At 43.8% G+C, this 14,723-nt stretch carries 15 protein-coding genes and 1 other annotated feature; of the genes, 5 read left to right on the plus strand and 10 right to left on the minus strand.

The genetic code is table 11. The features are described 5' to 3' along the window. The first annotated feature begins 3 nt into the window (after window positions 1–3). From yccX to ABUE30_RS02760, 4 genes are all read left to right on the plus strand, one after another. Window positions 4–270 carry an acylphosphatase gene (gene yccX / locus ABUE30_RS02745; protein ID WP_408622134.1) on the plus strand — a complete coding sequence of 89 codons (267 nt, stop codon included), beginning with the start codon at window positions 4–6 and terminating at the stop codon, window positions 268–270. A gap of 626 nt (window positions 271–896) precedes the next feature. Further along, complete coding sequence (locus ABUE30_RS02750) at window positions 897–1,640, plus strand: DeoR family transcriptional regulator (protein ID WP_408622135.1); 744 nt, start codon at window positions 897–899, stop codon at window positions 1,638–1,640. 354 nt (window positions 1,641–1,994) lie between these two features. Continuing rightward, window positions 1,995–2,654, plus strand: coding sequence for an OmpW/AlkL family protein (locus ABUE30_RS02755; protein WP_408622136.1), 660 nt, complete (start codon window positions 1,995–1,997; stop codon window positions 2,652–2,654). A 64-nt stretch (window positions 2,655–2,718) separates the two neighbouring features. Further along, window positions 2,719–3,480 carry a heparin lyase I family protein gene (locus tag ABUE30_RS02760; RefSeq protein ID WP_408622137.1) on the plus strand — a complete coding sequence of 254 codons (762 nt, stop codon included), beginning with the start codon at window positions 2,719–2,721 and terminating at the stop codon, window positions 3,478–3,480. Here the strand turns inward: ABUE30_RS02760 and ABUE30_RS02765 are convergent. From ABUE30_RS02765 to hisG, 10 genes are all read right to left on the minus strand, one after another. Then, entirely contained in the window at window positions 3,477–5,267 is a 1,791-nt protein-coding gene (locus ABUE30_RS02765; protein WP_408622138.1) for an ABC transporter ATP-binding protein, read from the minus strand. The two genes, ABUE30_RS02760 and ABUE30_RS02765, sit on opposite strands and share 4 nt — an antisense overlap. Next, a complete protein-coding gene (locus ABUE30_RS02770) occupies window positions 5,260–6,999 on the minus strand; it encodes an ABC transporter ATP-binding protein (RefSeq protein WP_408622139.1) in 1,740 nt (579 codons plus the stop codon). The genes ABUE30_RS02765 and ABUE30_RS02770 overlap by 8 nt, the downstream gene beginning before the upstream one ends. Before the next feature lie 112 nt (window positions 7,000–7,111). Then, window positions 7,112–7,729, minus strand: coding sequence for a bifunctional phosphoribosyl-AMP cyclohydrolase/phosphoribosyl-ATP diphosphatase HisIE (hisIE, locus tag ABUE30_RS02775; protein WP_408622526.1), 618 nt, complete (start codon window positions 7,727–7,729; stop codon window positions 7,112–7,114). Further along, window positions 7,723–8,496 carry an imidazole glycerol phosphate synthase subunit HisF gene (hisF, locus tag ABUE30_RS02780; protein ID WP_408622140.1) on the minus strand — a complete coding sequence of 258 codons (774 nt, stop codon included), beginning with the start codon at window positions 8,494–8,496 and terminating at the stop codon, window positions 7,723–7,725. Before hisF ends, hisIE begins: the two co-directional genes overlap by 7 nt. Then, window positions 8,478–9,215, minus strand: a complete 738-nt coding sequence (gene hisA, locus ABUE30_RS02785) for a 1-(5-phosphoribosyl)-5-[(5-phosphoribosylamino)methylideneamino]imidazole-4-carboxamide isomerase (RefSeq protein WP_408622141.1) — start codon at window positions 9,213–9,215, stop codon at window positions 8,478–8,480. Before hisA ends, hisF begins: the two co-directional genes overlap by 19 nt. Further along, the gene (hisH, locus tag ABUE30_RS02790; protein ID WP_408622142.1) at window positions 9,216–9,830 is read right to left on the minus strand and encodes an imidazole glycerol phosphate synthase subunit HisH; all 615 of its coding nucleotides are present in this window, start codon (window positions 9,828–9,830) and stop codon (window positions 9,216–9,218) included. After that, window positions 9,830–10,900, minus strand: a complete 1,071-nt coding sequence (hisB, locus tag ABUE30_RS02795) for a bifunctional histidinol-phosphatase/imidazoleglycerol-phosphate dehydratase HisB (protein ID WP_408622143.1) — start codon at window positions 10,898–10,900, stop codon at window positions 9,830–9,832. Before hisB ends, hisH begins: the two co-directional genes overlap by 1 nt. Further along, the gene (gene hisC, locus ABUE30_RS02800) at window positions 10,897–11,967 is read right to left on the minus strand and encodes a histidinol-phosphate transaminase (protein ID WP_408622144.1); all 1,071 of its coding nucleotides are present in this window, start codon (window positions 11,965–11,967) and stop codon (window positions 10,897–10,899) included. The genes hisB and hisC overlap by 4 nt, the downstream gene beginning before the upstream one ends. After that, on the minus strand, window positions 11,967–13,253 hold the full coding sequence (hisD, locus tag ABUE30_RS02805; RefSeq protein ID WP_408622145.1) for a histidinol dehydrogenase: 1,287 nt from the start codon (window positions 13,251–13,253) through the stop codon (window positions 11,967–11,969). Before hisD ends, hisC begins: the two co-directional genes overlap by 1 nt. Window positions 13,254–13,257: 4 nt before the next feature. Beyond that, complete coding sequence (gene hisG, locus ABUE30_RS02810; protein ID WP_408622146.1) at window positions 13,258–14,157, minus strand: ATP phosphoribosyltransferase; 900 nt, start codon at window positions 14,155–14,157, stop codon at window positions 13,258–13,260. Between the two features lie 22 nt (window positions 14,158–14,179). Next, window positions 14,180–14,305 (minus strand) — a sequence feature (His leader region). Window positions 14,306–14,481: 176 nt separating this feature from the next. Here hisG and ABUE30_RS02815 point away from each other — a divergent pair. Further along, window positions 14,482–14,697, plus strand: coding sequence for a hypothetical protein (locus ABUE30_RS02815; RefSeq protein WP_408622147.1), 216 nt, complete (start codon window positions 14,482–14,484; stop codon window positions 14,695–14,697). Window positions 14,698–14,723: the final 26 nt, after the last annotated feature.

The following is a 14,723-nucleotide window of genomic DNA, read 5'->3' on the forward strand; positions in this document are numbered from 1 at the left end:
GCAATGATTTGTCGACAGGTTTTCGTTAGCGGGCGAGTTCAAGGTGTGGGGTTCCGTTATTTTACCCAGCGCGAAGCATCTCGGTTAGGTTTAGCCGGTTATGCGCATAATTTAGAAGACGGGCGTGTTGAAGTCATGGTTAAAGGTGAGCCGGACAAAGTTGAACAACTATTGTCATTTTTACAGCATGGATCACCTATGGCTCGAGTCTCGCAGATTAAAGTTCAATCGGATGTTGATTGGCAAGGAAGCGGATTCTTTATCGACTAGCGGCTTATCAGCACCACAGATGACGCGGAAGACCTGTTTTCATAGCGCTCTGAACTCAAAATTGAACGAATGGTTTAAATGTATCTATTGAATAGAGGGCCTGTATTTTTGTATGTTTTGCTCGAACAGTACGACCCTCTAGACAGAGCCTTGTCGATGGTCGTTCACCTTCATCGTTATGCCACCTTACATACTGTAACTCAAGTTTATATCGGCACTACCCAGTCTTTAATTTAACCACAAACACTGCCTTTACATTTATTCATCGAGCAAATGTAACGCTTAATGCTCCCCACGGATAATTGATATTCGCTCAGATAATTCCCACACCAGACACTCGCTATCGCACCAACTGGTCGATACGCTGCTCATCTTTGCTTGTTGTGATAGCTCTTGTCACTTGATGTGATGAGATTGTCGGTTCCATCTGCCGACAAAATTTATGCTCTTACATTCGAATCTTTCACAGGCAATCACTATTATAGTATTTATCATATAAAACAAATTGTGCAATATTCGATATGTCATGTTGATTCTCATTAACAGATAACGTTAAAATTGTTTTTCGAGTTCCTTTTCATTTGAAAATAATTCGAAACTCAATAATGCCAGTAGAGAGATCATTCATGAATGCTAGACGTAGCGAAATTATCCAAATTGTTAACCAGCGCTATCGCGTTTCGGTGACCGAACTTGCCCAACATACTGGCGTCTCTGAAGTGACTATCCGTCAAGATCTAAATTACTTAGAGCAGTTAGGGTATATCAAGCGCATTCATGGCGCGGCAGTGGCGGTCGATAACGATGATATTGCCGCGCAGATGGAAGTCCGGTTCGGGACCAAGCAAAAGCTAGCTGAACGTGCTGCCGCTTTAGTCGAGCCTGGTGAAACCGTGATGATTGAAGGCGGTAGTACTAATGCCCTATTGGCGCGGGTATTAGCCGAACGAGGGGATATCACATTGGTGACCTCCAGTGCCTATGTGGCACATCTTCTGCGTAATACGAATGCCGATATTATTTTGCTAGGCGGCGTCTATCAGCATCAAGGTGAGAGCTTAGTTGGCTCCTTAACTCGGTATTGCATCGAAAAGGTACACTTTAGTACCGCTTTTATTGGTATTGATGGCTTTCATCAAGATACTGGTTTTACTAGTCGCGATATGATGAGAGCCGATGTTGTAGAAGCTATTTTAGCAAAGCAAAAACGTAACATTATTTTGACAGACGCCAGCAAGTTTGGCTTAATTTTCCCAACCACACTAGGTGGATCTATTGATGCATTTGACATGCTAGTGACAGGTAAAGACGCCCCCGAAAGTGATATCCACTATTTGAGTCAACAAGACATTGAGCTGGTGACTATTTAACATACAGCGCGATATAGTGATGACAAACAACAGCATATAGACCATCAATCACCGTCTAATACATTATTACGATGATGAAAAAATTACTGAATAAAGCAAGATCAAATGATTAAATCTTGGATGTATATTTTATCACCATTATTAATATGTATTTAAAATAAACTTATTAATAATTAGTTTAGAAAATTATGTAGATTATGTTAGATAACAGTGTGACTCGTTGCATATTGTTTAATCCCAATCGCTAATAATGCTAACTAGTTAAAATTATATTGATCCGTATCAATATAATTGAAGCGTTAAAAAGGCATTTTATGCGTTACAAAATAAATAGTTTATTTAGGAGCTATCTTTATGAAACGGAAAAGTATTCAAACATGGATGGCATTAACTGCGCTATCTACATCATTACTCATTGCAACTAGTGCTAATGCTGCGAATTTTAAGCCTAAATCTGCTGGGGATTTTTTGATTCGTGCACGTATTGTTGATGTCGTACCTAGTGAAAGTATTCACAGTAGTGACGTAGCAGGCAAGGCAGAGGTTAGTAATGATGTTATTCCAGAATTAGATTTCTCATATTTTTTCACCGATCATATTGCTGCTGAATTAATTGCGGGCACTTCAAAACATGATGTGAAATGGAATACGGGTGCTGGTAAAGTTGATTTGGGCTCAGTGCGTTTATTGCCACCTACATTAACTTTGCAATATCACTTTATGCCTAAACAACGTTTTAGTCCATATGTTGGTGCTGGGATTAATTACACCTATTTTTTCAGTGAAGATACTGGTTCTGGTAATACATCAATTGATTATAAAAATAAATTCGGCTATGCCCTGCAAGCTGGTTTTGACTATGCAATTGTAGGTAACTGGTCAGTGAACCTTGATGTTAAAAAACTGTTCTTGAAAACCGATGTTAATACAGATGTGACAGGTGTGGGCCATGTTCATGCAACGGGCCATTTGAACCCTTTGTTAGTTGGTATTGGTGTAGGCTACCGCTTCTAATTTATTGGTATCGCAGTTAGAATTAAACCACTTCACTTGAAGTGGTTTTTTTATAGGGATATCTATGCTATTCACTCAACTCATTCTTGTTGCAAGTTTATTGACTGGGCATCGCGTAGAGTCGCCGCTAAGTGTCTCTCATGGATTACTTGACCCGATGATGCGCTCTTTGAATACAACCGTTTGGGGATATAGAATATTACCCGTAAGCAGCACAAATCCGGCACCTCTTATTGAGCGATTTGAAGTCAGGGCAGGGGATTGCAGCACCAATAATAGTTGGAATGATTGCCAACAAGATCGTGAACGAAGTGAACTATCTGAACGTCATAAAACCACAGCCGCAGGACAAACACGCTGGTATCACTGGCAATTTTATCTGCCCACCTCTTATCAAGATATCTATCCTACGAAAGTTACGCTAGGACAGTTTCATCAAAAAGGTGCAAAACCTGCTTGGATGTTTGAACTTGATGACCAAGGTTACTGGTTAGTCAGACATCTTCCTCATCAACCAAATTATCGGCAGTTATTGATCCCGATGCATCAATTGCGTGGCACTTGGCAGTCAGTCACGGTTAAAGCAACGTGGCAACGCTCAGCAAAAGGGGGACTCAAAGTGTGGGTTAATCAGCGACAAAAAGTTGATTATCGGGGCGAGACGATGAGCGCCACCGATATCTATTTTAAATATGGGTTGTATCGTGCCTTTATTTCACGCTATCGAAATAAATTTCATCGGGCATTACCTACACAATGGGTTGAATACGCTAATGTTTGCAGCGCATCAACCACATTGTTAAACAAATCTTGCCCAATCAATTAAGCCAGTTCTGATTCAGCTTGTTGAATACGTTTGGCCTGCTGCTGAAGTTGGTACATGGAACGGTATCGTCCTTGTTCAAGCTTCATCAGTTGATGATGATTTCCTTGTTCAATTAAACGCCCATGGTCTAACACCAAAATATGATCAGCATGGCTGATGGTCGAGAGCCGGTGAGCGACAACGATCATCGTCACTTTCCCGCGGAGTTGATTCAATGCCTGCTGGACAACCTGTTCGGTTTCACTATCAACATTGGCGGTCGCTTCATCCAGCAGCAATACTTTCGGTGATCCAGCTAATGCGCGAGCAATAATGAGTTGCTGACGTTGACCTGTAGATAGCCGCAGTCCACCTTCACCTAACTGGGTTTGATAACCTTCTGGCATTTCTGCTATCACGTCATGTAAGCGTGCTTGGGTGGCCGCTTTTGCTACGGCTTGCTGGCTTAATCCGCGCCCCATATCAATATTGTCAAATAGGGTTGAGGCTAGAATAAATGGCTCTTGAGGAATAAAACCGACGCCTTCGCGCAGCGTATCGTGATCAAACTCATCTAATGAATGTCCATCGATACAAATGGCACCCGCTTGAGGCTGATAAAAATTAAGTAATAAGCTCAGTAGGGTACTTTTACCGCTTCCTGTATGGCCAACAATTGCAAAAAAGCGCCCAGCGGGTATATCAACCGTTAAATCGTGTAAAACGGGCTTATCAGCTCGATAGCCAAATTTGAGATGCTCAATAGAGAGATGGCCTTGTTCAATGCGTGCTGCCAATGTTCCATGCTCTTGAATAGTTGGCTCTTGTAAGAGCGAGTGAATGCGATCGCCAGCCACCATTGCCTGTTGATACAAGCTAAACCGCTGCGTAATATCCCCCAACGGTTCAGTGAAACGACCTAGATAGTTCAAATAGGCATAGAGCACACCAATTTTTGCTACGCCTTCCACCACTTGTTGACCAAACAACCAAACTACACCGACTAACACCAAAATATTTAATAAACTAATCGCCGGGCGCAATAAATACGAGGCGATCTTAATTGTTTTGAGACGGGTTGCATAATAATCATCATTAATCGCATCAAATTGTGCCAGTTTTGATTGTTGCTGATTGGTCGCTTGAATGACCGGCATTCCACCGATGGACTCACTAATGGTCGCATTGATATCGGATCGCACCTGTCGAGTCTTCGCCACAATTTTTCCGCTCAGATGTTGATAAACATAGATCAGTCCCATCACGGTCGGGAGTAACAGTAAGGCCACCAGCATTAATCGAATATCAAGAATAGCCATGGCGATGAGGATCCCAATGAGCAAAATGACATTTGCCAAGACATTGGATAAAAATTGCACATAAATGTCTTTTATGGACTCGGTGTCATTGGTAATACGACTGACCAGCTGACCCGTCCGAGCATGATCGAAAAAAGCCATCGGCAACTTGAGCACATGGGCAAATACTCGTCGACGAATATCGAGCACAGCATTCAATGCAATATTAATAAATTTGAGCGTTTGTTTATAATGTAAAAAAGTACCCAGAACCGTTGTCGCAATATACAACACAATAATACCGACAATTGGCCACAACGGATAATGGTTAGGCATAATGAAATTATCAATGAAAATTTTCGCCAAGATAGGGCCGACAACATCAAATCCTGTTGCAACGATAACCAGTAATACCGCTTTAATAAATAAAGGACGGTCGGTAAATACATAACTTAATAACAGACGAAATGAGCCTGATGACTTCGCTTTAGCTGAGTTGGCATTACTCATAAGAATCTCCCATTGCTTGTTCCATCTGCTGGTACGTTGACATGCGAGCATACCAGCCATCATGTTCAAGCAGCGTTTGATGATTTCCTCGCTCGATAATTTCACCGTGCGCGAACACGACAATTTTATCAGCATGTTCCATAGCGGAAAGTCGGTGACTCACAATGATTACGCTTTGCGAGTCGCGAGTACGCAAATGGCGAATGATCTTTTGTTCAGTATGGACATCCACTGCCGACAAGGCATCGTCAAGGATAAGAATGGGTGAATTACTTACTAGTGCTCGCGCTATTGCTAATCGTTGACGCTGCCCCCCCGATAAAGTGACCCCTCGTTCACCAACCTGCGTCTGGTAGCCTTGCGGGAATTGCAAAATATCATCATGAATTGCGGCCACCTCTGCGGCTTGGTAGATTGCTTCATCGGATGCATTAGGACGTCCCATGCGAATATTTTCCATAATACTCGTACTAAAGAGGAACGAATCTTGTGGAACATAGGCGAAGAGACTCCGCAGTTGTTGCAACTGATAATGCTGAATAGGGGTTTGGTGTAGACTAATTTGTCCAATGTCAGTTTCCCAATAGCGCATTAGTAGCTGCAATAAAGTTGACTTCCCGGCACCTGTTGCTCCAGCAATACCTAATACCTGATTTTCAGCTAGTGTGAGATCAATCTGCTTCAGACTGTTTTGCTTACTGCCTGGGTATTTAAATGTTAATTGCTTGATTTGTATATCGTAACCGTCAGCGTTCAATTTACCGCTATCCTCAATACTATCGGATAAGGATAATAATTCATGTAAGCGGGTCATTGCCGCATTACCGCGCTGAATGATATTCATCAACCAGCCAAAGGCAAACATGGGCCAAATAAGTTCAGAAAGATATAAGGTAAAACTGGTCAGTTGCCCTACGGTTAACATATTTTCATGAATCTGCCAACCGCCCACTAGCAGGGTAATTAACATCGCAGCGCCTAAACTGAGTTTGATGATCGGGTCAAATTTAGCTTCAGAACGCTCGACTTGATAATTACTAGTCGCCGCTTGTTCAGCTATCTGATCAAACTGATCTTTTTCAATCGTTTCTCGGCCCATTGATTTGATCATCCGGATCCCAACCATTGCTTGTTGGCTATGCTCATTTAAGGTTGAGAACCTATCTAGGGTATCTCTAAATTGACGATGGATCGTATTTGACAAGCGATAAAAGCTATAGCCCATTAGCGGAAAAGGAAGCAAGGCGAGAGCCGCCAAACGCCAGTCAATAAAGATAAACATCATCACTAAAACGAGGGTGAACGTTAAAAATCCATCGAATCCTGAGAGAATACCTTCGCCAGCAGCGGTTTCAATCGCATCTATATCGTTGGTGGCACGAGCCATCAAGTCGCCAGTAGAGTGCTCATTATAAAAGGCTTGCCCTTGACAGGTGAGTCGCTGATAAAATTGTTGGCGTAAAATGTTCCCCAGTTTGAAAGACGTACCAAAGAGCATGCGCCGCCAGCCATAGCGCAGTACGTAGACAATAAGTCCTGCAACACATAACCCTAATAGATAGAGATGGGTACCCGCTAAGTTGTGGGTAGCAAGCATGTGATCAATGACTCGGCCAACCGTCCAAGGGATAGCCATATTAATAATGCCAACCACGAACAACATAAAAAGGGCAAGAGAGTAGGTATACCAATAACGACGGAAAAACCATCGAAGATGTTGAAATAACTGCATTTGGGTTCCATTCAAATAGCTAGCCCATCATTCTACCTTGGCTATTGAAATAGCACCACAGTTGCGGGTAAAACAACTTTTTTACCCGCACTTCATTGGGTTGTAATAGGCGTTATTGATGACGTGCATTTAGGCAAGCAATGACTTCTGCTAATGGCAGTTTTGCATCTTCGAGCAGAACTAGTAAGTGAAATAGCAAATCAGCACTTTCATTGGTCAGCTCAAAGCGGTCTTTCACCGTTGCAGCAAGGGCGACTTCAACCCCTTCTTCACCAACCTTTTGAGCCATTCGCTTGGTCCCTTCAGCAAACAATCGCGCTGTATAACTGGTTTCAATCGATGCCTCTTCATGGCGACAACTAATGACCCGTTCAAGCTCTGCCAAAAAACCAAAATCAGTACTGCTACCCTCACCAAAACAGCTAGTTGTTCCCGTATGACAGGTTGGGCCGATTGGGGTGACTTCAAGCAATAAAGTGTCTTGATCGCAATCTAGGCGAATTGATTGCAAATTAAGATAATTTCCTGATGATTCGCCTTTGGTCCACAATCGCTGCTTTGTCCGACTAAAAAATGTAACACGGTTGCTCGCCAAAGTTTGCTTGAGCGCCGCTTGGTTCATATAGCCAAGCATTAATACCTGCGCACTATGCTGATCTTGAATGATGGCAGGGATAAGGCCATCTACTTTTTCCCAATTCACCTGTTTTACTAAGGCTTCGCTCATAATCGGACTACCACGTGTTGTTCATTAAGATAGGTTTTAAGTTGACCAATGTGAATAATTTGCTTGTGGAAAACACTGGCGGCAAGTGCACCATCAACATTGGCTTGATTAAATGCTTGCGCAAAATGGATCATTTCACCCGCGCCTCCGGATGCAATCAATGGTACATGACATACTTGGCGTACTTTTTTCAATTGCTCTAAATCATAGCCTTGGCGAACACCATCTTGATTCATCATGTTTAAAACAATTTCACCCGCACCGCGTCGTTGAACTTCTTCAACCCAGTCCAATGTATTCCAGCGGGTTGTAATGGTAGATTTTTCAGAACCGGTAAATTGTTTGACTTGGTATAAGCCCGTCTGCTCATCAAAATAACTATCGATGCCAACCACAATACATTGCACACCAAAACGATTAGCAAGTCGAGTAATGAGCGATGGATCAGCGAGCGCTGGGGAATTGATGGATATTTTATCGGCCCCGTGCTGCAATGTTGTTGCAACATCCTCTTCCGTTTTAAGCCCACCTGCAACACAAAATGGGATATCAATCACCTCAGCGACCTGGCTCACCCAACTTTTGTCAACGACCCGTTGGTCACTACTCGCGGTAATATCATAGAAGACTAGTTCGTCCGCACCTTCTTGTGCATAGCGCTGTGCTAGCGGCACAATGTCACCAATAATTTCATGGTTGCGAAATTGAACACCTTTGACGACTTGGCCATCTCGCACATCCAGACAGGGAATTATCCGTTTTGCCAACATGAAATAGCCTCCTTCACAGTGAATTTACCTTCCAATAGAGCACGCCCAACAATCACGCCGGCAACACCGGTGTGTCTCAGCGCAGCAATGTCGGCTAAGCGACCAATTCCCCCCGAGGCTTGAAAGTTAACCTTCGGATAGCGCTCACAGAGTTCTTGATAGAGGGCAACATTGCTCCCTTGCATGGTGCCATCACGCGAGATGTCAGTGCACAATACGTGTTTCAGACCACAAGCTTGATAGGTATCTAATAGTGATTCAATACTCATGCCACTATCATCTTGCCAACCGGATACCGCAACACACTTTCGCCCCTGAGCATTAATGTTAACATCGAGAGCCAAGACTATTCGTTGTGCGCCATATTCGCAGAGCCATTGGCTAACCAGCTCAGGTTGTTTGACTGCCAATGAACCTATCACCACGCGTGCAGCTCCTGCACCGAGTAAGTCAGAGACATCCTTTTCTTGACGAATACCACCGCCCACTTGAATGGATGCCTGCGTATGAGTAATCAGTTGTTGAATAACGCTCAATTGTCGTCGGAGGGTATCTTTTGCGCCATCTAAATCAACCAGATGTAACCAGTTTGCTCCTTGACGTTGGTAATCAAGAAATTGTGTTAGCGGTGTATCACTGTAGGTTGTTTGTTGTTGATAATCACCTTGATAAAGCCGAACAACATGCCCGTCAATTAAGTCTAATGCAGGAATAATCATCTACATCTCCAAAAAGTTTTTTAGCAGTTGCGCGCCAGCTTGACCACTACGCTCAGGGTGAAATTGCACACCGAAAAAATTGTCTTTAGCGATTACTGCAGAAAAATCCCCACCATAATCACAGCTGGCGAGTGTAGCGGGTGTCACCGGCAAAGCATAGCTATGCACAAAATAGAAGTAGCTATCAGGCGAAATGTCAGTAAATAGGGGATGTTCAGTCATTTTGATTTGATTCCATCCCATATGCGGTAACGGTAATCCAGATACAGGCTGCATCTTTTTTATTGCCCCTGGAATCAACCCTAAACAAGGGTGTGCCGATTCGCTCTGATAAGCACCACCTTCATAAGAACATTCCACAAGGATCTGCATCCCTAAGCAAATCCCTAAAAGCGGTGCCTGAATCGCTTGAATGGTATCTATAAGCTGTTTTGATTTTAGCTGTTGCATCGCCGCATTCACGGTACCAACACCTGGTAAAAAGACCTTATCTGCACTGAAAATAGTTTGCGGATCGGCGCTGATCATCACCGGATAGCCCAAACGTTCAACAGCAAAACGTACTGATGAGAGGTTAGCGCAGCCCGTATCAATGATCACATTCATCACATTCATTACAACACTCCTTTACTGCTTGGCAGAACATCACTCGTTTGAGTAATTGCTTGTCCTAATGTGCGACCAAAACATTTAAACAGTGACTCAACAACATGATGAGTATTCCCTGCACTGGCACTAAGATGCAAAGTCGCATGCAAAGAGTCAGCTAATGAACGAAAAAAGTGTGGAACCATCTCAGTCGTCATACCACCGACTTGTACCTGCTCAAGCGGGGCATCAAATTTAAGATAAGCGCGGCCAGAAAGATCCAATGCACACTGTGCTAACACTTCATCCATCGGTAAGGTAAAACCAAAGCGATTAATGCCACGCTTATCGCCAAGTGCTTGTTCCAATGCTTGACCCAACGCTAAAGCGGTGTCTTCAATGGTGTGGTGATCATCAATATGTAGGTCACCTTGCACTGAACAGTTAAGGTAAAACCCGCCGTGAGTCGCAATTTGATCGAGCATATGGTCAAAAAAGCCAATGCCTGTTTGAATCGTGCCTCTAGCGCGGGAATCAAGATTAACGTCAATAGTAATACAGGTTTCGCTAGTTTTGCGTGTGACGCTGGCAACCCGAGCTTGCGTTGTTAAATCCTGACTGATCTGCAACCAACCGTTGTTGCATCGCTCATATTCAATACCACGGATCCCCATATTGGCAGCTAATTGCATATCGCTTGGGCGGTCACCAATCACGGCTGAATGCTGAAAATCTACTTTGCTTTGTTGCAAATAAGGTGCGACTAAACCGAGGTTAGGCTTGCGACAAACACATTGCTCACTGGGTAAATGCGGGCAAATTAATACCTCATCAAAGTGAATTCCCTGCGATTTGAAAAGATTCATCATCGCTTGGTGAGGTCGATCAAAATCGGCTTGCGGAAAACTAGCTGTACCTAAACCATCTTGATTACTGACCATTACCAAGTGAAAACCTGCATTTTGTAGCTTCAGTAACGCGGGGATCACATTGGGCTCAAACTGTAGTTTAGCTAATGAATCAACCTGTTTGTCACTTTCAGGCTCATCAATGAGTGTCCCATCTCGGTCGATAAATAAGATCTTTTGCGCGCTCATAAACAGATTTCTCCGCAGGTGGCTTGGCAAAACGCTCGAATAGCTTCAAGCGTGGTTGCCATCTCTTGAGGATTTCCAATACTGACTCGAATGCATCGCTCAAGGCGCGCTTTATCAGTGAAATTACGTAACACAATCCCTTTCTCAGCAATCGCTGAAAAAAGTTCTTGTTTAAACCGAATTAAAATAAAATTTCCCGTTGCGTTAAATAGATACTCCACCCCCGGTAGCACTTCAAGTTGTTGTTTAAATGCGAGACGCTGTTGATTAAGAGCCTCAACACGTTGCTTCATACTGGCGAGTTGGCGAGTTAAAACCAGCTCTGCTAGTTTGGCAACAGGCGTAGGAATAGGGTAGGGCGCAATAACTTTGCTTAAGCATTGAATAACTGCTGCATTGCCAAGCACAAACCCACAGCGAGCACCCGCTAACGCAAAGGCTTTGGAGAGAGTACGTAAAATCACAATATTATCAAACTGACTCAAGCGTGAAATAGCGCTAGCTTGAGCGCTAAACTCAATATAGGCTTCATCGACGACGATAAGAGCTTTGTCTTGCTGAGCCAGAGCAAGTACCTCTAACTTAGCTAGATCAATGAGATTGCCGGTCGGATTATTTGGCGAGCAAATAAAAATTAATTTCGCATCTATCTTAGCTAATGCCGCATAATCAGGATCAAAGTTGACATCAACCGGTTGTTCAACCACCTCTACACCAAATGTCTGAGCGCTAATGGCATACATGCCATAGGTCGGTGGGTTTATCACAACGCGATCTTGTCCTGGTTCACAATAGGTGCGAATCAATAGATCAATCGCTTCATCAGCGCCGCGAGTAGCTAGAACCTGATCGGGTGTGATATTTGCGTAATTAGCGTAAGCGCTAATGAGTTCTGGCGGCTGAAATTCAGGATAGCGATTAAGCCGTTGTTCAGGGTTTGGGTAATCAATATTATCGGGACTTTCATTGGCATTGAGCCAGATATGCCCGTGTCCCCCAATACGTCGGGCAGACTGATAGGGCGTTAATTGTTGTACGCATTGACGAGCCAGTTGTGTAGTAGCCACTAGTTTTCCTCCCCAGTTCGAAGGGTGACTGCACGTCGGTGTGCCGTTAATCCCTCAGCATTGGCAATTTCTACGACCGTTGGTGCCAGAGCCCGTAAACTGGCTTCGCTGAGCTCTTGAACGGTGTAACGTTTCATAAAATCTGCGGTTCCTAGACTTGAATAGGTTCGGGTATACCCGTAAGTGGGTAAGGTATGATTGGTGCCGCTAGCATAATCGCCCACAGACTCGGGAGTCCAAGCACCTAAAAACACACTGCCCGCATTTTTAACTTGATTGAGTAAAAAACGCGGCTGTTCAGTTTGAATCACCAAGTGTTCGGGGCCATATTGGTTAGACACAGCAATTGCTTCATCGACATTATCCACCACGATACAGCGGCTATTTTCGAGTGCTTGTTGTGCAATATTTTTGCGCTCGAGCTGCTCGCATTGGCGCGTTATTTCAGCACTGACAGCTTGCGCGAACGACTTACAGTTAGTGACCAAGATAACTTGTGAATCAGGGCCATGTTCAGCTTGGGATAGCAAGTCAGCTGCAACAAAAACGGGCGAGGCACTTTGATCGGCGATCACCAATACTTCCGATGGGCCAGCAGGAAGATCCATCGCTGCCCCTTGATAATCATCTGCCACTTGCCGTTTGGCTTCAGTGACATACGCATTTCCCGGTCCAAAAATCTTATCCACTTTAGGAATCGATTGGGTGCCATAGGCCATAGCCGCGACTGCTTGAGCGCCGCCTACGGCATAGATTTCATCTACGCCACACATCGCCGCAGTATAAAGAATGGCGTCACTAACTGGGGCCGGTGAGCATAAAATAATTTTATCGCAGCCTGCTATTCTGGCTGGAATAGCTAGCATCATCACCGTCGATGGTAACGGTGCACTGCCACCGGGTACATACAAACCCACGCGTTCAATGGCGCTATAGCGCAATTCACAGCAGATTTCAGGAGCCGTTTCAATCAATGTGGGTCGAGGTTTTTGGGCTTGGTGAAATTTGCCAATATTTTTACGCGCGACATCAATGGCCTGTTTAAATGCATCGCTCAATTTAGAGCCGCTCTGGACGATAGTCTGCTTACTGATACGAATCTGTTCCAATTGTACTTTGTCAAAGCGCGCCGTTAACTCAAACAAAGCGTCATCTTGGCGTGTTTTTACTTGTGAAATGATGTCGCTGACCACGGCGCTGATTTGGGACGCGTGAGTCACAGATGGTCGCTGTAGAACTTGTTGCTGTTGTGTTTTGGTTAATTGATTCCAAATGAGTGTTTGCATCAGACTACTCCATCATTTTTTCAATGGGCATCACCAAAATAGAACTTGCTCCCAGTTCTTTAAGAGATTCCATGGTCTCCCAAAATAGGTTTTCAGTGCTGACCATATGAACCGCGACGAGATCATCTCGACCAGCCAGTGGTAGCAACGTTGGTCGCTCACTACCCGGCATCAATTCGATCACTTCGTCCAAGCGTGCTTTGGGAGCATGCAGCATAATATACTTGCTCTCTTTTGCTTGCATCACCCCTTGAATGCGCAATAGTAAGCGATTTAAAAGCGCTTGGTTTTCATCACTAAGTGGATTTTTTGATTGAATCAATGTTGCTTTGGAGCGGTAGATAACATCAACTTCTTTCAGGCCATTCGCTTCAAGTGTCGCTCCGGTTGAGACCAAGTCACAAATCGCATCGGCAAGTCCTGCGCGTGGTGCGACTTCTACTGACCCCGTTAACATAATACCGGTAAAGTCGATTCCTTGAGTATCCATATAACGCTTGAGTAATCCTGGATAAGTGGTTGCGATTCGTAAATCAGCCAATGATTGAGGGCTTATATAGTCAAAGTCTTCTGGAACCGCAAGTGATAAACGGCATCCCCCAAAGTCTAAACGACACAGTTGTTTGATATCAGTGGGCTCATTTTGACTGCTTCGTAATAACATTTCTTCTTCAAGTACATTTTCACCCACAATACCAATATCGACGACACCATCCATCACCAAACCTGGAATGTCATCGTCACGCACCCGTAGAATATCGATAGGCATATTTTCGCAGTGGGCGATCAGACGTTGTTCGCGTAGATTAACTTTCATCCCGCAGTTTTTAAACATCAACTGCGAATCCTTACTTAATCGACCGGACTTTTGGATCGCAATTCTTAAACGTTGTTGTTCTGGCATTTGGTTGTTTCCTTGACGTGAAAATAAAAAACCCTCGGAAGTATGAGCTTCCGAGGGTTTCAATATGTCTACCAACCGCTAGAAGCTCATCTGAGTCTTCCAGCACCAATTCTCCTGAAAGACCTATTCGGGATGATGATGATGATGGTGGTTTAAAGTAACATTCAACATAATATTGGTCTTTCAATCAATTGCTTTGTGTTACTTAAGTTAACAACTAAGAAAAAAAAATCAATCATTTTTTTCGTTGAAATCTAAAATGACTCAAGATGATGGCTTTTTGACCGATACAAAGATGTATCGATCCCATTAAAGGAGAATGATATGCCATCAAGTGACTTAATTTTGCCTATTATTCCGCGTCCAACAGGGCCGCCACTTCGGCAAGTTAAGGCGCATGAAGATGATGCAAGAAAACATCAATCACGTGACACCGATGAATCAACATCAAAACCAAGCAAGGAAGCTTCGTCACCGACCGATGAGCCATCAACAGCGCCTTCACCACCGACTGATCACGAAATTGATTTGTTTGTTTAGTGCGGGAGACTGGGGTTTTTGTCATA

Source organism: Celerinatantimonas yamalensis (genome assembly GCF_046054155.1).
GTDB classification, from domain to species: domain Bacteria; phylum Pseudomonadota; class Gammaproteobacteria; order Enterobacterales; family Celerinatantimonadaceae; genus Celerinatantimonas; species Celerinatantimonas yamalensis.